The organism is Rhizobium sp. BK196 (genome assembly GCF_014193255.1).
In the GTDB taxonomy this organism is placed as follows: domain Bacteria; phylum Pseudomonadota; class Alphaproteobacteria; order Rhizobiales; family Rhizobiaceae; genus Rhizobium.
This window is the reverse complement of record NZ_JACHZB010000002.1, coordinates 496,252-519,159: the sequence shown is the minus strand read 5'-3', so window position 1 is coordinate 519,159 and position 22,908 is coordinate 496,252. Positions and strand designations below refer to the sequence as shown.

The following is a 22,908-nucleotide window of genomic DNA, read 5'->3' as shown; positions in this document are numbered from 1 at the left end:
GAAACGCCATGTGGAAGCAAATCATTACCGCCCTGATGGATGCGCTTCGCCTCGTCACCTACACATCTGATGACAGGAAAAACCGGCGCCGCTGGAACACCTGAACGCTCACGCAGTTTATCGGGATTCTCGCGCATTCATAATCCTGCACCGAAGCCTATATAGACCTCTCCCATTTGATAAGCAGGAGCATGATGATGCAGAAGCGCAAACTCGGCGGCCAGGGACTTGATGTATCGGCCATCGGCCTCGGATGTATGGGCATGAGCCAGTCCTACGGGCCGGCTGATGAAACGGAATCCATCGCCACCCTTCACCGTGCCATCGAACTCGGCTGCACATTTCTCGATACAGCCGAGGTCTACGGCCCCTACAGGAATGAGGAATTGCTCGGCCGTGCGCTAAGAGGTCGCCGCAATGAGGTGACGTTGGCCACGAAATTCGGCTTTCGCCTGAAAGATGGCAAGCAGGTTGGCACCGAGCGTGACAGCCGGCCGGAAACCATTCGCAGCGCCGTCGAAGGCTCGCTCAAGCGCCTTGCCACCGACCACATTGACCTCATCTACCAGCACCGCGTCGATCCGGCTGTCCCGATGGAAGATGTCGCCGGTACCGTCGCCGAGCTCGTCCAGGAAGGCAAGGTTCGCTATTTCGGCCTCTCCGAAGCTGGTGTTGCCAATATCCGCCGCGCCCACGCCGTCTATCCCGTGTCGGCCGTGCAGAGCGAATATTCACTCTGGGAGCGCAATCTCGAAGCCGACGTCATCCCTGCTTTGAAGGAGCTCGGCATCGGCCTCGTGCCCTTCAGCCCACTCGGCCGCGGCTTCCTGACCGGGGAGGTCAAGCGTGCCGAAGACTATCCGGAAGGCGATTTCCGTCGCGGCGATCCGCGCTATCAGGGCGAAAATTACGATGCCAATGTCCGCGCAGCCGAGGCCGTCCGCTCGGTTGCATCCTCGCTCGGCGTCAAGCCGGGCCAGATCGCGCTCGCCTGGATCCTGCACAAGGGCAGCGACTTTGTGCCGATCCCCGGTACCAAGCGCCGCACCTACCTGGAAGACAATATCGCCGCGGCCGCCATTTCGCTCAATGCTGAGCAGATGAAGGCGCTCGATGTAGCGCTTGCCCCCGGCAGGGTTTCGGGCAAGCGCTACAACGACACGATCATGGCGACGATCGACCGCTGAGGGTGGCTCACGCGTCGATGTCGGTCGACAGCGTGATCTCCTTTTGCGCCTCCAGCTCGGCAAGCCGCTCGTTCAGAGCTTTGCGGATCGACTGATATGTCGTGCTGCCGAGCGCAAGTCTTTTGGGCGCCGGTTGTTTTTTGGCCGCCGCGATCATCGCGTCGGTCATCTTCACGGGGTCGCCCAGGATCTTGAACGAGCCGTCGGCAATGGCTCTGCGCACCTGGCCGGCCGGCGTTTCGTCATAGACTTCCATCTTCGGCGCCCTGACGAGGCCCTTGCCGAAATCGGTCCCCGCCGGCCCCGGCTCGGCAATGGTGATGTCAATGCCGAAGGGAGCAACTTCCTGCGCTACCGCCTCGATAAAACCTTCAATCCCCCATTTGGTGGCATGATATAGGCTGAAATTCGGATAGGCGATCTGGCCGCCTTCCGAAGCGACCTGCAGGATGCGACCACCGCCCTGCTGACGCAGATACGGCAAGGCCGCGCGGATCACCTGAATGGAGCCGATCAGGTTGGTATCGATCTGATGGCGGATCTGCGCATCGCTCACCTCTTCTGCTGCGCCAAACAGGCCGTATCCGGCATTGCTGACGACGACATCGATGCGCCCCATCTGCTCAAAGGCGGCGTCGACGACTGCATGAACGGCGCGGTCGTCGGTGACGTCGAGCGTCGTGACCCAGAGCCGGTCGCCATATTGCGCCTCGAGGTCAGCCAGAGCCTCCCGCTTGCGGAGAGTGGCGGCCACGCGATCGCCGCGCGCCAGCAATTTCTCGGTCATGATCCGGCCGAAACCGGAGGATGTGCCTGTGATGAACCATGTCTTTGTCATCGTCTCTACCTTTCTCACACCGCTGGATCGCGGCTTGATGACAGCAAAGATAGAGGTGATTATTGATGTGATAATCCATTCAAATCTGCATGAGCTGTTGAAAAATACCCATGAGTTATCGGCCGACACTTGATGACCTCAATGCCTTTGCGGCAATCGTCACCCACCGCAGCTTCCGCAAGGCGGCCGGCGAACTCGGCCTGTCGCCTTCGACACTGAGCCACATGATGCGCAATATGGAAGCGCGCATGGGCGTGCGCCTGCTGCATCGCACGACACGCAGCGTCGCAGCCACCGAAGCCGGCGAGATGCTTTTAGATAGGCTGAAACCGGTCCTGCGCGATCTCGATCTGGCGCTCGATGCCGTCGGCGAATTCGGCCGGCAGCCGAGCGGCACGCTGCGCATCAACGCCAGCGAAATTGCCGCCCGCGTATTGTTGAATGCCGCCATTCCTCTCTTTCTCGAGCGCTATCCGGAGATATCGCTCGATATCGTCACCGAAAACCGGCTGGTGGATATTGTCGGCGAGGGCTTCGACGCCGGCATCCGCCTGCGAGAATCCGTGCCGCTTGATATGATAGCGGTCGAATTCGGCGGCGAGGCACGTTTCCTTGCGATTGCCTCGTCAGCTTATTTGAAAGACCACAAGCAACCGAAAACGCCTGAAGACCTCAAGCGCCACCGCTGCATCCGCCTGCGTATGCCGAGTGGCAAACTCTACCGCTGGGAGTTCGAGAAACATGGCCAGGAAGTGACGATCGAGGTATCGGGCGCCCTGACGCTCGATCATGTAGAACTGATGGCGGAGGCGGCGGTCAAAGGACTTGGCATCGCCTATGTGCCGGAAAGGGTCGCCAGGCCCTACCTTGCCAGCGGCGATCTAATCTCCGTTCTCGACGACTGGTGCCCGTCGATCCCCGGACTCTGCCTTTATTATCCCGGTCACAGGCATGTGCCGCAAAGCCTCAGGGCCTTCATATCCGTGCTGACGGAAGTCGAGCGGCAAGGCGCTTAGGCCCCCCACTCATCACCTCTGCCCATTCTGTCTCGCCTGTTCCGCAGCGCGAAAGCGCGATGGCGTCATGCCGCGTCTTGCTTTGAAAGCCTTGCCGAATGCCGCTTCGGATTCATAACCGACCTCTGCAGCGATATCTGCAACAGTCCGGCGGGTCCTGAGCAACTGGTCGCTCGCCAGCATCATTCTGATATCGGTCAGGAATGCGCCAACCGTCATTCCGGCGCGCTCGCGAAATTGCCGGGCATAGGTGGCACGCGACATTGCCGAACGACGGGCAAGATCATCGATCGTCCAGTCAAAGGCCGGCGAAGACATCATTGCCACAATGGATTTGCCGAGCCTGGCATCCCCAAGCAATTGCAGCAGCCCCCCGGATGCGACGGGCGAAACCTTGCCAGCCCTCACCGCCATGATGAAAAGCGAGAGACAGGTCGCGGTAATGATCGCCAATGCTCCCGGTTTCTCCTCAGCCGTTTCCCTGTAAAGCATGGCGACCAACGTCTTCAGCAGCTCCTCCGTTTCCTCGGCGAGCGACACGTGAAAGACATCAGGCAGGCTATCGAGCAGCAAGGCGGACGATCCCGGGGCACAATCGAAATGGCCACAGAGCAGGTCGACATCGGCCTCGCCTTCACCGTTTTCGCGCAAGGGCAACATGCCACCCTTAGCGATGCGCAGAGGCTGTACTTCGCCACGTGGCCGCAAGCCGACGATCGTATGCGCATCCCCGCGCGGCAGCAGCAAGAAATCGCCGGAGCGCAAGGTGATTTGACGACCGGAGCCGAGGCGAATGAGGCAATCGCCGCCGAGGATCAAATGAAACGGTAGCGTACCTGTTGCAGCGGGTTCGTGGTCGATATGAAATGCGCCCTGCAGCCGGCAGCGAATGTCGAGCGTCGGCTGCAGGCGGGCAAGTTCGATAAGGCGGCTTAGAATATCCATGAGACGATCGAGCTAGAAAATGACTTTTTTGAGCATTCAAACTATCGACCTTCAAAGTCATAGTCACTTCCAACAGCCGAGGCAATCACGCCATCGCTGATGTGAGAAGGAATGATTTTCATGTTGGATTGGAAGGAATATCGCGGCGAACTCCTGGGTCGGATCGGCGAAATCGCCAAGATCGTGCCAGAGACGATCAAAGGCTATCAAACCCTTTCGACCGCCGGACAGAAGACCAATCATCTCGACCCCAAGCAGCGTGAACTGATCGCGCTTGCCGTGGCCGTCACCGTCCGCTGCGATGGCTGTATCGCCGTACATACGACCGAAGCCCAGAAGGTCGGCGCTACCAAGGAGGAAATTGCAGAAGCCCTCGGTGTCGCGATCTCGGTAAATGCCGGTGCTGCTCTTGTCTATTCGGCGCGCGTGATGGACGCCGCCGACGCCGTTGCAAAATAGAACATCCAACGTGAACCGCTTGCCGCACTGGCAGGATAAATGATCCTGCCGGACCAATTCGGAGAACCGAAATGTCGCTCCCACGCATACCCGCTGCATTCTTTGGCATTGTTCTTGGTGTTGTCGGGCTCGGCAACAGCTGGCGCGCCGCCGCTGCCATCTGGCCGGTTCCGGCCGGCGTGGGCGAAACCATCAGCCTTCTTGGCTTTGTGACCTGGCTCGTCCTCATCCTCCTCTATGCCGCGAAATGCTTTGTCGCGCCGAAGGAGGTGATGGCGGAACTTCAGCATCCCATCCAGTGCTGCTTCGTCGGACTGATCGGCGTCGCGACCATGCTGGCCGGACTTGCAATCCTTCCCTATTCGCGTATCACAACTGAAGTCTTGGCTCTGGCGGGGTTCGCTATCACCCTGCTTTTCCTGCTTTGGCGAACCGGTCTGCTCTGGCGTGGCGGGCGTGATCCGGTCACCAACACGCCGGTTCTTTATCTGCCGACTGTTGCCGGTTCTTTCGTCACCGCCATCGCGGCAGGCACGCTTGGTTATGCCGACTGGGGTCAGCTCGCCTTCGGCGCCGGTTTCTTTTCATGGCTGGCAATCGAATCCGTATTGTTGCACCGGCTGCTAATGGCGCCGGAGCTAGCCGCACCGCTGAGGCCGACTCTGGGCATCCAACTTGCCCCGCCCGCCGTTGGCAGCGCCGCTTATCTGAGTGTGACGACCGGCACGCCCGATATGTTCGTGCATGCCATGTTCGGCTACGCCATCCTCCAGGTCCTGATCATCGGCCGCCAGCTGCCCTGGATCATGCAACAACCCTTCGCCGGCTCCTATTGGGCTTTCACCTTCGGCCTTACTGCGCTTTCCACGACAGCACTGCGCATGACGGCGCGCGGCGACACCGGCGCGATCAGCGAGCTTGCGCCTGTTATCTTCGTGCTCGTCAACATCGCGCTTGCGATTATTGCAGTTGGCACGCTCTGGCTGCTGGTGAGAGGCAAGCTCCTTCCTGCTCCTGTCCGGGCCTGAAAGCCCACAGGGCGCTAAACACTTGCCACTTCCTGCTGTAGATCGACCACCGCCTTGATCGGCAGGTGGTCGGACGCCATGCGCGCGAGCGGGGTGTCATGCACCTCCACGGAAGAGATGATCCCTTTCCGGTTGGCAATGATGCGGTCGAGCGCCAGGACCGGCAAACCGGCAGGAAAGCTCGGAACGGCGGGCGGCAGCGGGCCGAAGGCCATCTGGAAAGTATTGAGGGACGAGCGGTCGCCGAGCCTCCATTCGTTGAGATCGCCTAGCAGGATGGTCGGCATTTCGTGACGGTCGCTGATGAGATCGACCAGCGTCTTTGCCTGTTGCGCCCGAGAATGGCGCAGCAGGCCGAAATGGGCGGCGATGATGCGCAGCTTCCCACCAGCTTCGAGCTCAATTTCCGCAACCAGGGCGCCACGCGGCTCCAGCCCCGGCAGCTTCACCTGGTGCACATCATGCACCAGGCCCTTTCGGACGAGCACCACATTGCCGTGCCAGCCATGTGCTTTTACCGCTCCCGAGATCGGAACAGGCACAAGGCCGGTTTCGCGTTCCAGCCTCGGCAAATCAAGGATGCCGGTGCGCTCGCCGAAGCGCGTATCAGCCTCCTGCAGGGCGATCACATCTGCGTCGATCTCGTGGATAACGCGGCTGGTACGCTCGGGATCGAAACGCCGGTCGGTGCCGACGCATTTGTGGACATTATAGGAAGCAATCAGCGTGCCCTCGCCCCGCGGCGCCGGCCCGGCGCTCCAGGTCTCGACGCGTTTCCTTCTGTTTTTGATGGAAGCGAGGATATTGGCGGGGAGACTATCTTTCTTCTTGGCTTGCATCGGAAGGAACGTCGGCTCCATTGCTCGAAAGCTCTTTTTCTTGCATTATAGGCAGCGCAGCAAAACTTGCCATGCTGCAATCACGAAATCCCGCTCAAAGATAGGGCGAACCCAGCCACAACACCTTTTCGAGAAGCCGCACCAGGAAGGGCCGCGACCAAAGCCCTTCAAGCGTAACCGGCGTTGCGGATTTGATGGCATCGTCGACGCGCTCGTCGATCTCAGCAGCAAAGCCGGCATTCAGCACTTCGAGATCGACCTCGAAATTCAGGCGCAACGAGCGCGGGTCGAGATTGGAAGAGCCGACATAGGCCCAGGTTCCGTCGATAGAGAGCAGCTTGGAATGGCTGAAGCTGCCGGTCGAACGCCAGATGCGGCAGTAGTTCTTTACGATCTGGTCGAATTGCGCCGTCATCGCCCGGTCGACCAGGACGAGATTATTGGCGGCAGGCACGACGATATCAACCTCCACCCCGCGCCGGGCCGCCGTCGTCAGTGCACTAATCAGCTCCCGATCCGGCAAAAAGTAAGGTGACATGATCCGGATCGACTGGCGCGCGATGGAAAATGCGCCCATCAGCATCTTGTGGTTGGTCTCCACACTCCGATCAGGTCCGGAAGCGACGACACGCAGGAAGACTGGATCGCCACGCCTGCGCTCCAGTCGATCGATGCGCCAGGCCTCGCCGTTCAGGACCTCGCCTGTCGTGAAACGCCAGTCCTCGGCAGCGACGTCGAAGAGATCGGCAACCGCCGGGCCGCTGATGATGAAATGCGTGTCATGGGCGAAACTCCCACCGACCGCTTCCTCGCTGAAACCTTCGCGGATATTCATACCGCCCGTCAAGGCAGTTTTTCCATCCGCAATCAGGATCTTGCGGTGGGTCCGCAGGTTGGCATAGGGCAGCCTCAGGCCCATGATGACGTTGCCGTTGAAGACATTGACCGTCACCCCGCCGTCCTGCAGATAGCCGAGAATGCTCGGCACCGAATAGCGCGCCCCGACTGCATCGATCAATACGCGTACCGCGACGCCGCGCTTGACGGCCGCAATCAGTGCGTCGGCGATGCGAAGGCCGATCCTGTCGCGGTCGAAGATATAGGTTTCGAGCAGGATGCTGCGCTCGGCACCGTCGATCGCCGTCTTCATCGCCGCATAGGCTTCGTCGCCATTTTCCAGCATATCGATGGAGTTGCCCGTCGTCAGCGGGTAACGCGTGACGCGATCGCCGAGCGTTTGCAAGGCGGCAAAACGCCGGCCGAATTGGCTGATGACGGCATCGGTTTCGGCGTCGAATTTTTCGAGCTCGTGCAGATCGGCGGCAGGCAGCAACACGTCGCGGCGAAGGCTGAGCGACTTGCGGCGGATGCGATTGATGCCGGCGATCATGTAAAGCAGCGCGCCAATGATCGGCGAGAGGATGATGACGCCCACCCAGCCGGTCGCGGCGCGGACCTCTTCCTTGGTCATGGTGGCATGGATCGCCGCCGCTGCCCCCATGGCAATGGAGATGACGAAGAGGATATGCGGCCAGTAGGTCGACAGCAGTTGAAACATCGCGTCCAGAAAGTGTGAGTGCCCTGCATCAATGCACGAAACCGGCTAAGTAGCGGTATTAACGCACCGATCCAGCGATGTGACGCAAAAATATCCAGGAAGTGCGATTTTCCATAGCTATTTGTGGAGGTCGATTTTTGCCGCCCTATCTGCGTCGGCCCTCGCACCGTCAGTGCTGTGCGGCGGCCGACCCCTCGCTGCCAAACTCCTGCTCACGACAGGTATAAGCGTACATGAACTGAATTCCGAATTCGAGCAGAAGCTCCGCCGTCTCAAGCTCGCATTTGGAAAGATCGTTCCCGCAGCCGCGGATCGTACAGGCAATCGCCTTCGAGTCTCGAGCAAACCGCTCGTCGCCGCCGTTTTCTGCTTCTTCCGCGAAAGCCTCGAGGGCTTCTACGACGACATCGGCCATATTGGTGCGTTCCTGCAACGTCATGTCTGCGAGCGACCTTGATAAAGTCTGCATGATTTAACCTCTTCTTTCGCGCGCATACAAAACACAGCGTTAAGCTGTCCGCCGCGGCGATGGAGTGGAAGACAAGGGAATAGATTTACGCGCTTATATGCAGCTCTCGGGCGACCGGCGCAATCACCGAGCTCTGCCAATTGGTCAAAGCAGCATAGAGTTATCTGCAGAGTATCGAAAACAGCGGAAGGGTTTTCAGGTTCGATAGCCGGCCCAAACTTTTCGTGTGCTGGCGCGTTAGCTTTCCCAGTCGGAGGATCCACTATGAATACGATGCCACAGGGATTTCGTTTCGACCTGCTTGCCAAGAGCGGCTATACCGCGCGCGGCATCGTCTTTCTTCTTGTCGCAGGCCTTGCCCTGTTCTCGGGCGTGTCGGGCGGCCGACCGGAGACGAAGTCGGCGCTGTCAACCCTGCTGCAGCAGCCGTTCGGCCGCGTCTGGGTCGGCCTGATCGGCCTGGGCCTGCTAGGGTTCGTCGTCTGGAGGCTTGCTCAGTCGCTTGCAGACAGCGATGGACGTGGCTCTGGAGCAAAGGCGCTGGTGATCAGGATCGCATGGTTTGGCAGTGCTGCGACATATCTCAGCCTCGCGGCCTTTGCTATTGGACACGCCCTGATTTTTGCAGGCGGAAGCGACGAGGCTGGCGAAAAGGATCTCGCCGAATGGATCATGTCGAAGCCGTTTGGATCCTATCTGGCCATTACCGTCGGCGCAGGTTTCATCATCGGCGGCGGGATCACCGCGGCCAAGGGACTGACGAAGAAATTCGAACGATACCTGCGGATCCCGAACAACAGCGGCGTCATCACTGCGATATGCATCTACGGGCTGGTTGCACGCGGCCTCGTCTTTGCAATCACCGGCATTTTATTTGCCTATGCAGGCTTGCGCGTGGATCCGGCTCAAGCCGGCAGCATGGCAGATGCGCTGCAGTGGCTGCGGCAGCTGCCCTTCGGGTCGGTCCTTTACGTTGCCGTCGCTATCGGTCTTGCAGCATTCGGGTTCTACAACCTAATCGAAGCGCGTTATCGCATCGTTCGGGAACCATCTCTGAACGACGTCAAGCGCGCATTGCCGACGCGCGGTCTTTAATTCGCGGCCTGGCTTCGCCTGCCAAGCAGACCAACTCGATTTAAAGTTCCATCTGCCCGCTGAACTCAATCGCGAAAATGACCGAATGCGGCGGCAACTCTACGTTTTCCGAGGCCTTTGCTTCCTTGCCGTAGCGCTCATAGATCACGGTCCCGGCGACCGGTGGCAGGATCAGCGGCTGTTCGGAGAGATTGGCGCGCAGCGCCAGTGTCCGGTGCGCAAACTTCCACCAGACGGCAACACCTCCTTCAGGTGCTTCCACCACGCCGCTTTCGATGGCCCAGCTCTCCCGCAGCAAGGGCACGATATGGGTCTTGCGTAATTTCAAGAGCTCCGCGACGAAAACCAGACTCTTTCGCCCGCCTTCGCTCTCCCGCCATTGCCAGTCGAGCTTTGAATGTTCGAAGGTTGAAAGCGCATTCGGATCGGGCAGATCGGCCGCGGTCTTGCAGGCCTTCAATCCGCCGAAACCCTCGGCTTCCGCCATGCGACCCTCGCGAACTATTTTGGCAAGCTCGCCGGTATAATCGGTGAAGAAATAGAAGGGCCGCCTCTCCCCATACTCCTCTCCCATGAAGAGAAAAGGAATGTGCGGTGAGAGCAGGAGTATCGCTGTCAAAGCATCCAGCATGTCGGGATCGGAAAGGCTCACCAGCCGTTCGCCGAAGGCGCGGTTGCCGATCTGGTCGTGGTTCTGCAGGAAATCCACGAAGGCGGTCGGCGGCAGATAGCGGCGCTCGCCGAGGGGTAGTGCGGGCGGATCGGTTCGATCAGGATAGATGAAGCCGTGCTGAAGCGCCAGGCGAAGCTTATGCCAGAGCTGATCGGCGAAAGGTTTATAATGACCGACGGTTTCACCTGTCGCGACGATATGCGCCACATGATGGAAATCATCGTTCCATTCGGCCTCGTAGGCGTTGACAGCGCCATTTTCGTCACGGACCAGCAGTTCTACGAGATTGCGCTGGTCTTCGACGACCAGATGCACCTGCCTGTCGGCGAAGGCGGTTTTCACCTCCTCGGCCAAGGCCGAAAGCACATGCTTTTCGGAGGTGTCATGGATTTGCTCCACGGCATCGAGCCTGAGCCCGTCCAGCTGGAACTCATCGATCCAGTAGAGCGCATTCTCGATGAAGAAGCGCCGCACCGGTTCCCGCCCGAAATCGATTGCCGCTCCCCAGGGCGTTTGCCGGTCTTTACGGAAGAAGCCCGGCGCATAGCCGTGGAGATAATTGCCCTCAGGGCCAAAGTGATTGTAGACGACGTCGAGCAGCACCATGATGCCGAGGCCATGCGCCGTATCAATGAAGGCCTTGAAATCGGCTGGCGTGCCATAAGCGGAGTGCGGTGCATAGTGGAGCACTCCGTCGTAACCCCAGCCGCGATTGCCGGCAAATTGCGCAACCGGCATCACTTCAATGGCCGTGATACCAGTTTCGGCGAGATGCTTGAGCTTCTGTGCCGCGGCGCGGAATGTACCCTCGGGCGTGAAGGCGCCGATATGGATTTCGCTGATGACGGCTTCTTCCCAGGGGCGGCCGCGCCAGCGCGAATTCTGCCATGGATAGCGCGGATCGACGATCAGCGACGGGCCGTGCACGTTGCCGGCCTGCGCGCGCGACGCCGGGTCCGGCACGGCTTTTCCATCCGGGAGGACGAACATGTACGCATCGCCGGCGGACGCTTCCGCCACCGTCAACTGGAACCAACCGCCGCCGGCATCGTGCATCGGAATATCCCGGCCGCGATGCCGCAACCAGATCGCGTTTTGACCCTGCGTCCAGAGGCGAAAACGCGCACCTCCGCCCCCAAGCAGCTCTGCGCCCCAGCGTCCCGTGCTTTCCGTATTCGTGCCGGTCTTTGAAATTTGGTTCATCCCGCAAGCCCTGTGTGATTTCCGATCAGCATCAAAGTCCCGAGGCTGCGGGTTGTTCCGAACGGACAGGAACAATCCGCGGCGCGATCGGTTGAGAGTGAAAGCCAAGGGTCTACCGCCAATGAACGTCGCACCGAAATTCGGTCCTGCCTTCACGCTTGAAAGCGCCGACGCCGCCGGCCTTGATCAGCTTAGACATCAGGCGGAAGGCTGCACGCGCTGCGAACTTTACAAAAACGCCACCCAGCTCGTCTTTGGCGAGGGATCGCAGAGAGCTGCGATCATGCTCGTCGGCGAACAACCCGGCGACAAGGAGGATATTGCCGGACGCCCTTTCGTAGGCCCGGCCGGACGTCTGCTGGACACCTGTCTCGAAGAAGCCGGGCTCGACCGCTCGCGCTGTTACGTCACCAATGCGGTCAAGCATTTTAAATTCGAGCCTCGCGGCAAGCGTCGCCTGCATTCGAAACCCAATGCAGGGGAGATCCAGCGTTGCGCCTGGTGGCTCGGGGCCGAGATCAAACTGGTGCGGCCGAATCTGGTTGTCGCACTCGGCGCGACAGCACTGTACTCTCTCCTCGGCTCGAAGGTGAAATTGACGCCGGAGCGCGGCCACATTCTTACGCCCGGCAACCACCCGCCGGTCCTCGTGACCATCCACCCCTCCTTCCTTCTGCGGATTCGCGACGAAGAGGATGTCGCGCGCCAGCGTGCAAATTTCATCGCGGACCTGCACCGCGCTGTCCAATATCAAGGCAACTAGAACGAGTTGTTGCCTATAAATACTGCAACCCAAAAATATTCCGGATTTACTTGGCAAATCCCCTTGAAACCGGACCCATTGTCTGGAACCTTTCCAACAGTATCGCGTTCGGACGACGGCATGTTGTGACTGGAGATCAGCGATGGCAGAAACTCGGGACGAGTGGATAAAAAAACGTGCATATGCCCTCTGGGAAGAAGAGGGACACCCAACGGGACGGGATTCGATCCATTGGGAGCAAGCACGGGTTGAGCATGACGCACTCAAGGGGGCTTCAAAATCCTCAAACGGTAAGGAAGTGAAACCTCGGGCGAAGCGAACAGCGGCGGCCAAGACGGGGGCACCCGCAGCAGCGGCTGAGGTTACGAATGGCGGTGAAGCCAAGAAATCTGCCAAACGGGCGGCGACAAACACAAAGGCTAGCGGCATCGTCAACCCGGCCCCGAAGCGCGCAGCCGTACGCAAGTCGGCTTCCTGACAGAGCAATATTCAAATTTAACGAAAGGGGCGCCTTCACGGCGCCCTGATGCGGTTTTGTCATAAGTTTGAATTAGTTGCGTGATAGGAGGATTATGGAGCGACAGCTTCTGCGCGGGGGTGAACACAAGCCGAATGAAACGTCCGTCCGGACAGCTTTGTAAAAAGCTGCGTCCACCCCTCGAAACGGGGAACAAGATTATCTTTCAGCTGTTTATGGGCAAGCAGGGGAAGTCGCCGTGAACCGCCATTTCGCTTATGCCCTCGTTACCCCAGTTCCCGCGGCTTTCGGCCCGGTTTTTTTGGCACTGGTGTGAGGATGGAGATGTCGCTTCTTCTAATCGCCGCTTTGCTCTATATCGGTTTCGCACTGGGGCTTATCCTTCTGGTTGATAATATAGTCGGCGTAGTTTTTCGCGATGCACGCAAACCGATCCAGCTTCGTTCCTTTGCCTTGAGCCGCGCTTTCATCACCTCGCAGAAACTGGACGAAGAATAACAAATATAAACAGCCTTTCTGCGAGTAATCGGACACTTTTCCCGGTTAACGATATTTGCAGCTCACCCTTTCCCTCCTGCCCGACGCCTCTATTTTGTCGACGGTGGACCGGCAGACCCGGCTCGGGTGATGCCACAGTAAGATTGAAAGCGATTTTGATGGCACGGGTTGGGGGCCGCTGGCCGGAAGGCGATAGCGAAATCGGGAACTTGCTGCGCCAGAACGGCTTGGAGGCGACCGGCATCGGGCCAGTCGAAGCATGGCCGAGTTCACTGCGGCATATTGTGGAGATGGTCGTCAATTCGCGTCAGCCGAAATTCGTCGCCTGGGGTCCCGAACTCGCCTTCATCTATAACGACGCCTATGTCGCGATCTTCCCCGAACGACATCCGGCCGCCCTCGGAAAACCGTTTCAGCAGGTCTGGTCAGATATCTGGCCGCAGTTCGAGCCGATCGTGAAGGCGACGCTCAACGGTCGGTCGCAGCTCTACAAGGAACTGCGCGTTCCCATGTGGCGCGAGGGGCAAACGGAAGATACCTGGTTCACCTTTTCCTACACACCGCTGCGGGACGACGACGGCAAGGTCGCGGGCATCCTCTGCGCGACAATGGAAGTGACGGACCAGGTGCTCGCCAAGCGACGGGAGCGCATCGCACTGGATGAGGCGCGGGAAAAATCAGCAACACTCGCTCTCGTCAACCAGGCCGGCTCGGCGATTACCGCCGAGCTCAATGTCGATCGCCTGACGCAGATCGCCGTCGATGCCGGCGTAGCGTTGACGGGCGCTGAATTCGGCGCCTTTTTCTACAATGTCGACGACGGCGAAGGCGGCAGCTACATGCTTTACGCGCTGTCGGGCGTCGATCGGAAACATTTCGAGAGGTTTCCGATGCCGCGTAATACCAAGGTCTTTGAGCCGACTTTCAGCGGCGAAGGCGTCGTGCGCTCCGACGATATCTTGCTTGATCCGCGCTACGGCCAGAATGCGCCGCATTCCGGGATGCCGAGCGGCCACCTTCCCGTGCGCAGCTATCTCGCCGTGCCGGTCAAGTCGCGCGACGGCGGCGTCATCGGCGGGCTGTTCTTCGGTCATAGCCAGCCCGCTCGCTTTTCGGATGCGGCAGAGGCAAGCCTCGTCAGCTTGGCTGGCCAGGCTGCCGTCGCAATCGACAATGCCCGGCTCATCCGCGCCGCAGAGATCGAAATCGCCCAGCGCCGCGAGGCCGAGGACCAGCTCCGCAAGCTGAACGAAACGCTTGAGATCCGTGTCGCTGCCGAAATTCTCGAACGACAGCAGGCGGAGGCAGCTCTCCAGCAAGCGCAGAAGATGGAATCGATCGGCAAGCTCACCGGCGGCGTCGCACACGATTTCAATAACCTGCTGCAGGTGATTTCAGGCAATCTTCAATTGCTCGGCAAGGATGTGATGAACAACGGCCGGGCCAAAGAACGCATTTCCAACGCACTCTTAGCCGTCGAGCGCGGATCGCGGCTCGCCAGTCAGCTTCTCGCCTTCGGCCGCCGCCAGCCTTTGGAGCCGAAGGTAATCAATATCGGACGCCTTGTCTCTGCCATGGATGACATGCTGCGCCGCGCGCTTGGTGAGGAAATCGAGGTAGAGACCATGGTTTCCGGCGGCCTTTGGAATAGTTTTGCCGACCCGGCCCAAGTTGAGAACGCACTGCTGAACCTTGCCATCAATTCGCGCGATGCAATGGATGGCACAGGCAAACTGACAATCGAAGTGGGCAATGCCTTTCTCGATGATTCCTATAGCCGCACGCATCCGGGGGTCGCAGCCGGCCAATATGTGGTTCTTGCCGTCACCGACACCGGCTCTGGCATGCCGCCTGAGATCGTCGAGCAGGCTTTCGAGCCGTTTTTCTCCACCAAACCGGAGGGCAAGGGCACCGGCCTCGGCCTTTCCATGGTCTACGGTTTCGCCAAGCAGTCCGGTGGCCATGTGAAGATCTATAGCGAGACCGGCGACGGCACCACAGTGAAACTTTATCTTCCCCGCTCCTTCCAGAGCGAGGACAGAATAGCCACTAGGGACAATGTCCCCGCAACCGGCGGCACCGAGACGATATTGGTCGCTGAAGATGATGAAGGTGTGCGTGCAACGGTCGTGGAGATGCTGACCGACCTTGGCTATTACGTGCTGAAAGCCAAGGACGCCCAGAGCGCGTTGACCGTGATCGAGAGCGGCGCGCATATCGACCTGCTTTTTACCGACGTGGTCATGCCCGGTCCGCTAAAAAGCCCGGAGCTAGCGCGGATGGCCCGCGAGCGCTTGCCGAATATCGCAGTGCTTTACACGTCAGGCTATACCGAAAACTCTATCGTCCATGGCGGCCGGCTCGACCCCGGCCTGGAGCTCCTTTCCAAGCCGTATACACGGGAGGCTCTGGCGCGGAAAGTCCGCCACGTCCTCGTCAATCAGGCTCAACGCCGCCAGACCAATCCGGTGCCATTGCCGGCCAACGGACAGCCGCGTGACATTGTCCAGCCCAGGCTGAAGCTTCTCCTGGTGGAAGACGATACCTTCATCCGCATGGATACTGCCGAAATCCTGCGAGATCTCGGGTATGACGTAATCGAAGCCGACAGCGGCGAACAGGGCATCGAAGTCTTGCGCGGCACAGATACGGATATCGATATTATCGTTGCCGATGTCGGCCTTCCCGGCATGTCCGGCCCGGCCTTCGCAGCGCTGGCGCGCGAAGCTTTCCCTTCGGTCGGCCTTATCTTTGCGACCGGTAACAGCAACCTTCCGGAGGCGAGCCGTTTTTCCGGTTCGGTGCTGCTGCCAAAGCCGTTTACGACCGCAGCACTCGAGCGCGCGGTAAAGGTTGCCGCGCAACAGCGCCCCATCGCCTAGACCCGGACCGCCCGGGCGCCGTCAAATTCCGCATATTTTTGAAACAGGACCTCGCGATTTGCGCAGCTGTCATCGCGAGCCCTCAGGCCGATCGACAGAGTGTCGCCGACATCGAGCCGGCCGCCAAGCGGTGATAGCGAAGCCGCGTAAATACAGCTTTGCTCCTGGTTTCGATCTCTTCGCCGCAGAACGGCAACGGGCCGGAACTTTTATGAAAGCCGGCAGTTGAATTTCATTCTAACCAGAGGAGGCAGTCATGCCGAAAGGTGACAAATCTTCTTACACAGACAAGCAAAAGAGGAAGGCCGAGCATATCGAGGAAGGCTACGAGGACCGCGGCGTTTCTCACGGAGAAGCCGAGCGCCGCGCCTGGGCAACCGTCAACAAGGAAAGTGGCGGCGGTAATAAATCCGGTTCGGGCCGCGGCAAGAAGGATACACACGAATCCTCCGAAAAGGGCGGCCGCATCGGTGGGCAGGCTTCTGCATCCCGTTCGAAGGAAGAGCGCTCAGCATCAGCCAAGAAGGCCGCTGCCACGCGCAAGCGTAACGAGCAACACGCCCACCACTAATAGATCTATTATCAGGGCAGAGCGGGAGGCAGTCCAGCTTGCCGCTCTTGCGAAGGATCTTCACGATGACGGAGAAGAAGAAAAAATGGTCGCAGGGCGTCACCGAAAACAGCGGCGCTATGGCCTCAAAGAAGGCGTCTTCAAATCCAACGATCCGAAGAGGATCGCCGATTCATTGAAGCAGTCGGCAGAGAGCAGCCATCGACGCAAGTCCAACCCCTTCCGATCGGCAATGTCGATGCTGAATTTCTACATCAATCGCGCCGGAGCTCAGTTGCCGAAGGAGCAGAAGGGCCACACTTGAAAGGCGAAGGACGAGTTGCGCAAGGATTTCGCACGCGAAACCAGGCACTGAGGACCACGAGGGCAGATGACCTACGAACTTTATTACTGGGACGGCATTCAGGGCCGTGGCGAATTCGTGCGGCTGGCACTTGAGGAAGCTGCTGCTGACTATATCGACATCACCCGCCAGTCGGGCCGCGGACGCGGCACCGGCGCGATGCTTGCCATCATGGAGAGCAACAACGAGACCCAAATACCCTTTGCGCCACCTTTCCTGAAAGATGGCGATCTCATTATCTCGCATGTGGCCAATATCCTCCTCTATCTTGGCCCCAAGCTCGGGCTTGCGCCTGACGACGAGGGGCTGCGTTATGTCGTCAACGGCCTGCAACTCACCATCACCGATTTCGTAGCCGAGGTGCATGACACACACCATCCGATCGCAACGTCGCTCTATTATGAAGATCAGAAAGAAGAAGCGAAGGCTCGTTCGGCCGCCTTCATCAAGGAGCGTGTACCGAAATTCCTCGGCTACTTTGAACGCGTGCTGAAACAGAACCCGAGAGGCCCGGGCTATATCGTCGGTGATACGCTCACTTACGCCGATTTGTCGCTATTCCAGATCATCGAGGGTCTGATCTATGCCTTCCCGAAAGCCATGAGCAACTATCGCCGCAAATATCCTCTGCTTGCCGCTTTGCATGACAGCGTCAAGCAGCGCCCCAACATCGCCCGCTATCTGAAATCCGACCGCCGGCTGGCCTTCAACACGGAGGGAGTTTTCCGTCACTATCCGGAACTCGACACGGACGTTTCCTGAGCTCTTTCTTCAATTTTCCGGGAACGATCAGGTGCGCTATCAGTTTTGCTTTTGATCCCGAATTCGAGACGAAGGAAAGGAGAAGCAATGCCTTCCATCAAATCTGCAAAAATCCTGATCCTGGCCACGGACGGCTACGAGCGCTCCGAACTGCGTGTGCCCTTCGACGAATTGCAGAAACGCGGCGCGTCCGTGAAGATCGCTTCTATCAAGGAAGGTGAGATCAAGAGCTGGGACGAGACCGATTGGGGCGATAGCGTTTCTGTCGACCTACAGGCTAAGGACGTAAAGATCGAAGATTTTGACGCGCTGGTGCTGCCGGGCGGCCAAATCAATCCTGACAAGCTGCGTATAGACGACAGCGCCGTGAGAGTCGTCCGCGAATTTGTCAAATCCGGCAAGGTCGTTGCCGCCATCTGTCATGCGCCCTGGCTGCTGATTGAGGTTGATGCCCTTCGTGGCCGCCAAGCAACCTCCTATTGGTCGATCAAGACCGATGTAAAGAATGCCGGAGCGACATGGAAAGACGAGAAGGTCGTTACCGACAAGGGCATCATCACCTCCCGCTCACCAGACGATCTTGAAGCGTTCGTTAACAAGATCGTCGAAGAGGTCGAGGAAGGTCGCCACGAGAAGCGCGCCGCCTGACGCTTACGCTCCTGTTAAACTTGATGCCCGCGGCGTCAGATCACAGCCGCGGGTTCTTTTCGTCATCCGGGGACGAGTGGCACTCTAAAAAATTCAGCATGCGATTTTCGTCTGCCCGAAGCCCGCGCAAGGGCTCGATATTGCTTTCTTCCAGCGTCTCGTCGGAACCTGACAGTGCGATAATTGACGGATGGATATAGCTGGAGCGCGAAATCGCGGGCGTGTTATGCAGCGCCTCTGCCGCAGCCTCCGACATTTCCTTCACGCTCGGCCGCCGTCCCTCTGATTTGGCTTTGCGTGCCGCGGCGAAAGCGGCAAGCGAGCCTGCCCAGGTGCGGAAGGTCTTGGCCGAAATGGCGACGCCCGAAATCTCGGCCAGATAGGCATTCAGCCGACCGGAATCGATTGGCTTCAGCGCGCCGGTCTCATCCTTCCAGACGAAGAGCTGCCGGCCCGGCAGGTCCGCGATCTCCTCCAGAATTTTCTGCAGGCGCGGGTGTTTGAGACTGCGCTGTACGCGCTTGCCGCCTTTGGCGCGGAACTTCAGCTCGATGCGGCCATCGACGATCTTCAGATGGCGCTTGAGAAGCGTCGTCGCGCCATAGGTATCGTTTTCTTTGACGTAGGCCTGGTTGCCGACACGCAGATGCGCTTCGTCAAGCAGGGTCGTCAGCGCCGCGAGTACGCCGTTGATATCATCGGCACCGGTGTCGAGATGATGCAGGACCGTTCGCCGGATCTTCGGCAGCGCCCGGCCAAACTCTATGAGCTGATGGAACTTGCCGGCGCTTCGGAAAGACTGCCAATCCTTATGGTAGCGATATTGTTTGCGTCCGCGCGCGTCATAGCCCGTCGCCTGCAAATGGCCATTCTCGTAGATGCAGATCCACACATTCTCATAGGCCGGCGGCAAGCCGAGCGCCTGTATGCGCGCCCGCTGGGATTCGTCGGTCAGTTTAGTACCGTCCGGGAGCTGATAGCTAAAACCCTTGCCTTTCCTTCGCCTGCGGATGCCCGGTTCGGTGTCGCTGACATAAACAAGGCCAAGCTCAGTGATGACTTCTGCATTCATTGCCGGTTATCGACCCATCACCTACCCCGCCGGCCGAAGTGGAACCATCTGCGTCGTTCCGCCTTGGTTGCGTCTTCTGGCGGTTTGGTTTGTCCCCTCGGTGCAAAGACTGCGATGCTTTGGGCATAAACCATGACGGGGCTCTCCTGCTCATGGAGCTTGAAAGCGTCGTCCTCGGCGCCTGTGTCAAGCACGCGCGCCCATTTCTTCAGCCCATTGACCTCCGGCAGATGCACCTCGCAGTCTCCACCGGCATTGAAGACTAGGTAAAGATCGTCCATCTCCTCGGTGTCGGGAGAATGCGCACTTTTCGACAGATAGACGCCAAGCACTTGAAGTGCGTCATCATTCCAGGCACCATCGTCCATGAAACTGGCGTCCGGCTTGTACCAGGCGATCTCGATACGGCCGTCCTCGGTACTGTCGCCGGTCAGAAAGCGCTCTTGCCTGAGCACCGGATGCGCCTTGCGGAAGGCGGCTATCTTGCGGCAGAAATCGAGAAAGGGATCATCGAGGCCGTCCCACTTCGTCCAGCCGATCTCATTGTCCTGACAGTAGGCGTTATTGTTGCCGCCCTGGCTGTTGCCGACCTCGTCGCCAGCAAGGATCATCGGCACGCCTTGGGAGAGCATCAATGTTGCCATCATGTTGCGGCGTCGGCGCGCGCGCAGCCTGTTGATGTCCTCGTTATCGGTCGCGCCTTCGGCACCCATATTGTCGGAATGATTGTCCGAATGACCGTCCCTGTTATCTTCGCCGTTTGCCTCATTGTGCTTGTCGTTGAAAGAAACGGTATCCATGAGCGTGAAGCCGTCATGAGCCGACAGGAGATTGATCGATGACGTCGCACCCCGATCCGAGTGGTTGAACTGCAGCGCCGAGCCGGTAATGCGCTGCGCGAGTTCCGACACCATGCCGCCGTCTCCCTTCCAGAAGCGGCGTACATCGTCCCGAAACTTATCGTTCCATTCGCGGAAGGGATGCGGAAAGCCGCCGACCTGATAGCCACCGGCACCGACATCCCAGGGCTCGGCGATCAGCTTGACGCCGGCAAGGATCGGGTCCTGACGGATGGCGCCAAAAAACAGGCCCTGCCGGTCGAACTCCAAATCCTGACGTCCAAGGGTACTAGCAAGATCGAAGCGGAAACCATCGATATGCATCACGCCCACCCAGTAGCGCAGACTATCCAGTACCATGCGCATGACCATGGGATGAGCGACGTTCAGCGTGTTTCCGGTGCCAGTCGTATCGAAGGTATGGCGCGGATCGTCGGGCGAAAGGATGTAGTAACTTGCATTGTCGAGGCCGCGGAAAGACATTGTCGGGCCTTTCTCACTACCCTCGGCCGTGTGGTTATAGACGACGTCCATGATGACTTCTATGCCGGCCGCATGGAACTTCTTCACCATGGTCTTGATCTCGGTGATCTTGTCGCCCGAGAGATAACGGGCCTGCGGCGCGAAGAAGCCGAGCGTCTGATAGCCCCAATAATTCGTCAGCTTCTTCTCTTCGAGATAGCGGTCGTTGGGGAAGAACTGGATCGGCAGCAGTTCGATTGCGGATATGCCGAGTTTGACGAGATGATCGATGATCGGATCGCTGCACATGCCAAGGAAAGTGCCTCGCAGTCTCTCGGGCACTTTGGGATGCAACATCGTCAGTCCACGGACATGCGCCTCGTAGATGATCGTCTCCGGCCACGGCCGTCGTATTGCTTCTTCACCAGCCCAGTCGAAATCCGGGTCCTGAACCACGCCCTTGATCATGTAGGGGGCACTGTCGCGCTCGTCGAAGGAAAGATCGTCCTGGCCGATCGTATAACCATAGAGCGCATCGTCCCATTTGAGGTTGCCGAGCACCTGCTTGGCATAGGGATCGAGCAGCAGCTTATTCGCATTGAAGCGATGGCCGTTCTTCGGATCGTAAGGACCGTGCGCGCGATAGCCATAGACCGTCCCCGGCCCGACGCCGGCGATATAACCCGACCAGATATCGCCCTCTCGCTTCGGCAGCGGCAGCCGGGCGACTTCCTTTTTGCCGTCGGGAGAAAAGAGGCAAAGTTCAATCTGCTCGGCATGGGCGGAAAAAACCGCGAAATGCGTGCCTGAACCGGTATATTCCGCCCCCAGCTCCGGTTTCAGGAAGTCGAGTTCGGAAAAGGAAAAGCTCATGACGCCCCCGCTTGATGAATGGCAAGCGGGAAACGTCATTGCGGCGCGAAAGTTCCGTAAACGACGATCTTTCCGGCCCGTCAGGGCATCAGTTGACCGCCATTGACTTCGATAATCTGACCGGTGATGTAGCCGGAGAGCGTCGGCGAGGCGAGGAAAAGATAAGCGCCGACACAGTCTTCCGACGTCCCGACGAAGCCCATCGGAATGGACTTGCGCTGCAATTCCATCTGCTCGTCATTCGTATAGCGCTCGTGGAAGGGTGTCGCGATGACCCCCGGCGCAACTGCATTGACGCGGATTTTGTCGGCGACGAATTCCTTGGCGTGGCCATGAGTGATCGTCGAGACGAAGCCCTTGGAGGCTGCATAGAGAATTGCGCCATTGCCGCCGCCGTTGCGCGCCGCAATCGAGGTCGTATTGATGATGAAACCGCCCTGCTTCTTCAGCCAGGGATGGGCAGCGCGTGTTGCTGCGAGTACCGAACGGGCATTGAGGTTCATGACCTTCTCATAATGCTCGTCGGTATATTCTGCGGTCGGCTTGCGGCCGAGCATGCCGCCGGCATTGTTAATGAGGCCGTCGAGATGGCCGAAGGTCTTCGCCGTCTCTTCGACGATGCGTTCCGTCTCCCCTTCCCGCGATACGTCACCATGCACCAGATGCACCGTGCCGCCGGCTGCCCTGATCTCATCGGCAAGCTTTTCGGCGGATTCGCGGCTGGAATTATAGTGCACGCCGACCTTGACGCCTTGCGCAGCGAGAGCGCGGGCGACGGCCGCACCGATGCCCGTCGAAGCGCCCGTAATTAGCACCGCCTTGCCGGCGAGGTCGGGAATTTTTATGGATGCAAGCGATTGTGCAAGATCTGCCATGACGACGATAGCCTCCCAAAAACCAAGGACATAGGTGATGAAACGATATGGGCCAGTTTTAGCAGGCGAGATTACAGAAGGGCAATGCACGAAAAAGCGAGATGGGGCGCCGGCGGAGCGGGTGCTGCCGCAGACCAACGGCCCGCAAGGCCCTCAGGGCAAGGGATAGCGCGCTTTGAGGGAAGGCAGGCTCAAACCTGAGATGGCCGCTTTTCCTGCCCCTTGCCCTCAGCGTTCCCGTTTGATCAGATGCTTACATCCGTGTCGCGCTGTCAGGCTTGGCGTCCCCTGCTTTCCCGCGATGCAGGCAGTGTCGTCCTTTCCCAATGCCATTCAACATTTCCGGGCACGAAACCGAGCTTGAGGTTCCTGCGACCAATAATTCGGCGACTTCCGGTGTTCGGCGCCAAGTGGTCGATATCCGTTAGAAAGGCGTCAAAACTGTCGCGCCAGCGTGGATCGATGTGGAGGTCGGACGCAAGCATGCGTCGATACTGTTCCCGAAGGAACTTGTGCTTATGGGTTTTTGGCA

General features: G+C 59.0%; 21 protein-coding genes and 1 pseudogene. 13 read left to right on the top strand and 9 right to left on the bottom strand.

The genetic code is table 11. The features are described from left to right. The first annotated feature begins 191 nt into the window (after positions 1-191). Complete coding sequence (locus FHT78_RS08965) at positions 192-1,187, top strand: aldo/keto reductase (protein WP_183742678.1); 996 nt, start codon at positions 192-194, stop codon at positions 1,185-1,187. A 7-nt stretch (positions 1,188-1,194) separates the two neighbouring features. Here FHT78_RS08965 and FHT78_RS08960 read toward each other — a convergent pair whose 3' ends face one another. Beyond that, positions 1,195-2,025, bottom strand: coding sequence for an SDR family oxidoreductase (locus FHT78_RS08960; protein ID WP_183742676.1), 831 nt, complete (start codon positions 2,023-2,025; stop codon positions 1,195-1,197). A gap of 110 nt (positions 2,026-2,135) precedes the next feature. Between FHT78_RS08960 and FHT78_RS08955 the strand changes: the two genes are divergently transcribed. After that, complete coding sequence (locus FHT78_RS08955; RefSeq protein ID WP_183742674.1) at positions 2,136-3,041, top strand: LysR family transcriptional regulator; 906 nt, start codon at positions 2,136-2,138, stop codon at positions 3,039-3,041. Positions 3,042-3,053: 12 nt separating this feature from the next. Here FHT78_RS08955 and FHT78_RS08950 read toward each other — a convergent pair whose 3' ends face one another. Then, positions 3,054-3,986, bottom strand: coding sequence for an AraC family transcriptional regulator (locus tag FHT78_RS08950; RefSeq protein ID WP_183742672.1), 933 nt, complete (start codon positions 3,984-3,986; stop codon positions 3,054-3,056). A 120-nt stretch (positions 3,987-4,106) separates the two neighbouring features. Here FHT78_RS08950 and FHT78_RS08945 point away from each other — a divergent pair, with 120 nt between their 5' ends. Beyond that, positions 4,107-4,445, top strand: a complete 339-nt coding sequence (locus tag FHT78_RS08945; RefSeq protein WP_183742670.1) for a carboxymuconolactone decarboxylase family protein — start codon at positions 4,107-4,109, stop codon at positions 4,443-4,445. Between the two features lie 71 nt (positions 4,446-4,516). Further along, a complete protein-coding gene (gene tehA, locus FHT78_RS08940) occupies positions 4,517-5,473 on the top strand; it encodes a dicarboxylate transporter/tellurite-resistance protein TehA (RefSeq protein WP_183742668.1) in 957 nt (318 codons plus the stop codon). 14 nt (positions 5,474-5,487) lie between these two features. On the opposite strand, the gene FHT78_RS08935 is transcribed toward tehA, so the two are convergent. The 3 genes from FHT78_RS08935 to FHT78_RS08925 form a co-directional block, all read right to left on the bottom strand. Further along, positions 5,488-6,312: an endonuclease/exonuclease/phosphatase family protein gene (locus tag FHT78_RS08935; RefSeq protein WP_183743464.1), complete on the bottom strand. Its 825-nt coding sequence runs from the start codon at positions 6,310-6,312 to the stop codon at positions 5,488-5,490. Positions 6,313-6,406: 94 nt separating this feature from the next. Continuing rightward, a complete protein-coding gene (locus FHT78_RS08930) occupies positions 6,407-7,870 on the bottom strand; it encodes a phosphatidylserine/phosphatidylglycerophosphate/cardiolipin synthase family protein (RefSeq protein WP_183742666.1) in 1,464 nt (487 codons plus the stop codon). Positions 7,871-8,039: 169 nt separating this feature from the next. Next, positions 8,040-8,339, bottom strand: a complete 300-nt coding sequence (locus FHT78_RS08925; RefSeq protein WP_183742664.1) for a hypothetical protein — start codon at positions 8,337-8,339, stop codon at positions 8,040-8,042. Between the two features lie 273 nt (positions 8,340-8,612). On the opposite strand from FHT78_RS08925, the gene FHT78_RS08920 reads away from it, so the two are divergent. Beyond that, entirely contained in the window at positions 8,613-9,434 is an 822-nt protein-coding gene (locus FHT78_RS08920; protein WP_183743463.1) for a DUF1206 domain-containing protein, read from the top strand. Between the two features lie 40 nt (positions 9,435-9,474). On the opposite strand, the gene treZ is transcribed toward FHT78_RS08920, so the two are convergent. Further along, a complete protein-coding gene (gene treZ / locus FHT78_RS08915; protein WP_183742663.1) occupies positions 9,475-11,310 on the bottom strand; it encodes a malto-oligosyltrehalose trehalohydrolase in 1,836 nt (611 codons plus the stop codon). 121 nt (positions 11,311-11,431) lie between these two features. Between treZ and FHT78_RS08910 the strand changes: the two genes are divergently transcribed. The 8 genes and pseudogenes from FHT78_RS08910 to FHT78_RS08875 all read left to right on the top strand — a co-directional run bounded on the left by FHT78_RS08910 (position 11,432) and on the right by FHT78_RS08875 (position 18,255). Then, a complete protein-coding gene (locus FHT78_RS08910) occupies positions 11,432-12,073 on the top strand; it encodes a UdgX family uracil-DNA binding protein (RefSeq protein ID WP_183743461.1) in 642 nt (213 codons plus the stop codon). Positions 12,074-12,215: 142 nt separating this feature from the next. Then, entirely contained in the window at positions 12,216-12,551 is a 336-nt protein-coding gene (locus FHT78_RS29620) for a DUF2934 domain-containing protein (protein ID WP_183742662.1), read from the top strand. A gap of 324 nt (positions 12,552-12,875) precedes the next feature. After that, positions 12,876-13,049 carry a hypothetical protein gene (locus FHT78_RS08900; RefSeq protein WP_183742661.1) on the top strand — a complete coding sequence of 58 codons (174 nt, stop codon included), beginning with the start codon at positions 12,876-12,878 and terminating at the stop codon, positions 13,047-13,049. Positions 13,050-13,207: 158 nt separating this feature from the next. After that, positions 13,208-15,931: a response regulator gene (locus FHT78_RS08895; RefSeq protein WP_183742657.1), complete on the top strand. Its 2,724-nt coding sequence runs from the start codon at positions 13,208-13,210 to the stop codon at positions 15,929-15,931. 256 nt (positions 15,932-16,187) lie between these two features. Further along, a complete protein-coding gene (locus tag FHT78_RS08890) occupies positions 16,188-16,502 on the top strand; it encodes a plasmid stabilization protein (protein ID WP_183742655.1) in 315 nt (104 codons plus the stop codon). Positions 16,503-16,567: 65 nt separating this feature from the next. Next, positions 16,568-16,806, top strand: a pseudogene (locus tag FHT78_RS08885) (DUF3175 domain-containing protein). 66 nt (positions 16,807-16,872) lie between these two features. Then, positions 16,873-17,607: a glutathione S-transferase gene (locus tag FHT78_RS08880; protein ID WP_183742653.1), complete on the top strand. Its 735-nt coding sequence runs from the start codon at positions 16,873-16,875 to the stop codon at positions 17,605-17,607. Between the two features lie 87 nt (positions 17,608-17,694). Continuing rightward, positions 17,695-18,255: a type 1 glutamine amidotransferase domain-containing protein gene (locus FHT78_RS08875; RefSeq protein WP_183742651.1), complete on the top strand. Its 561-nt coding sequence runs from the start codon at positions 17,695-17,697 to the stop codon at positions 18,253-18,255. Between the two features lie 40 nt (positions 18,256-18,295). Here FHT78_RS08875 and FHT78_RS08870 read toward each other — a convergent pair whose 3' ends face one another. From FHT78_RS08870 to FHT78_RS08860, 3 genes are all read right to left on the bottom strand, one after another. Next, a complete protein-coding gene (locus FHT78_RS08870) occupies positions 18,296-19,327 on the bottom strand; it encodes a DNA topoisomerase IB (RefSeq protein WP_183742649.1) in 1,032 nt (343 codons plus the stop codon). A gap of 17 nt (positions 19,328-19,344) precedes the next feature. Then, positions 19,345-21,501, bottom strand: a complete 2,157-nt coding sequence (gene glgX / locus FHT78_RS08865; protein WP_183742647.1) for a glycogen debranching protein GlgX — start codon at positions 21,499-21,501, stop codon at positions 19,345-19,347. An 80-nt stretch (positions 21,502-21,581) separates the two neighbouring features. Further along, on the bottom strand, positions 21,582-22,376 hold the full coding sequence (locus FHT78_RS08860; protein ID WP_183742645.1) for an SDR family oxidoreductase: 795 nt from the start codon (positions 22,374-22,376) through the stop codon (positions 21,582-21,584). Positions 22,377-22,908: the final 532 nt, after the last annotated feature.

Bases quoted from the DNA above. Each gene is read 5' to 3' on its own strand.
- FHT78_RS08925 (WP_183742664.1), bottom strand. From the start codon at position 8,339: ATGCAGACTTTATCAAGGTCGCTCGCAGACATGACGTTGCAGGAACGC.
- FHT78_RS08895 (WP_183742657.1), top strand. From the start codon at position 13,208: ATGGCACGGGTTGGGGGCCGCTGGCCGGAAGGCGATAGCGAAATCGGG.
- FHT78_RS08945 (WP_183742670.1), top strand. From the start codon at position 4,107: ATGTTGGATTGGAAGGAATATCGCGGCGAACTCCTGGGTCGGATCGGC.
- FHT78_RS08920 (WP_183743463.1), top strand. From the start codon at position 8,613: ATGCCACAGGGATTTCGTTTCGACCTGCTTGCCAAGAGCGGCTATACC.
- FHT78_RS29620 (WP_183742662.1), top strand. From the start codon at position 12,216: ATGGCAGAAACTCGGGACGAGTGGATAAAAAAACGTGCATATGCCCTC.
- FHT78_RS08870 (WP_183742649.1), bottom strand. From the start codon at position 19,327: ATGAATGCAGAAGTCATCACTGAGCTTGGCCTTGTTTATGTCAGCGAC.
- FHT78_RS08910 (WP_183743461.1), top strand. From the start codon at position 11,432: ATGAACGTCGCACCGAAATTCGGTCCTGCCTTCACGCTTGAAAGCGCC.
- FHT78_RS08875 (WP_183742651.1), top strand. From the start codon at position 17,695: ATGCCTTCCATCAAATCTGCAAAAATCCTGATCCTGGCCACGGACGGC.
- FHT78_RS08860 (WP_183742645.1), bottom strand. From the start codon at position 22,376: ATGGCAGATCTTGCACAATCGCTTGCATCCATAAAAATTCCCGACCTC.
- FHT78_RS08935 (WP_183743464.1), bottom strand. From the start codon at position 6,312: ATGCAAGCCAAGAAGAAAGATAGTCTCCCCGCCAATATCCTCGCTTCC.
- FHT78_RS08890 (WP_183742655.1), top strand. From the start codon at position 16,188: ATGCCGAAAGGTGACAAATCTTCTTACACAGACAAGCAAAAGAGGAAG.
- FHT78_RS08930 (WP_183742666.1), bottom strand. From the start codon at position 7,870: ATGTTTCAACTGCTGTCGACCTACTGGCCGCATATCCTCTTCGTCATC.
- treZ (WP_183742663.1), bottom strand. From the start codon at position 11,310: ATGAACCAAATTTCAAAGACCGGCACGAATACGGAAAGCACGGGACGC.
- glgX (WP_183742647.1), bottom strand. From the start codon at position 21,501: ATGAGCTTTTCCTTTTCCGAACTCGACTTCCTGAAACCGGAGCTGGGG.
- FHT78_RS08960 (WP_183742676.1), bottom strand. From the start codon at position 2,025: ATGACAAAGACATGGTTCATCACAGGCACATCCTCCGGTTTCGGCCGG.
- FHT78_RS08955 (WP_183742674.1), top strand. From the start codon at position 2,136: ATGAGTTATCGGCCGACACTTGATGACCTCAATGCCTTTGCGGCAATC.
- FHT78_RS08965 (WP_183742678.1), top strand. From the start codon at position 192: ATGATGATGCAGAAGCGCAAACTCGGCGGCCAGGGACTTGATGTATCG.
- FHT78_RS08900 (WP_183742661.1), top strand. From the start codon at position 12,876: ATGTCGCTTCTTCTAATCGCCGCTTTGCTCTATATCGGTTTCGCACTG.
- FHT78_RS08880 (WP_183742653.1), top strand. From the start codon at position 16,873: ATGACCTACGAACTTTATTACTGGGACGGCATTCAGGGCCGTGGCGAA.
- tehA (WP_183742668.1), top strand. From the start codon at position 4,517: ATGTCGCTCCCACGCATACCCGCTGCATTCTTTGGCATTGTTCTTGGT.
- FHT78_RS08950 (WP_183742672.1), bottom strand. From the start codon at position 3,986: ATGGATATTCTAAGCCGCCTTATCGAACTTGCCCGCCTGCAGCCGACG.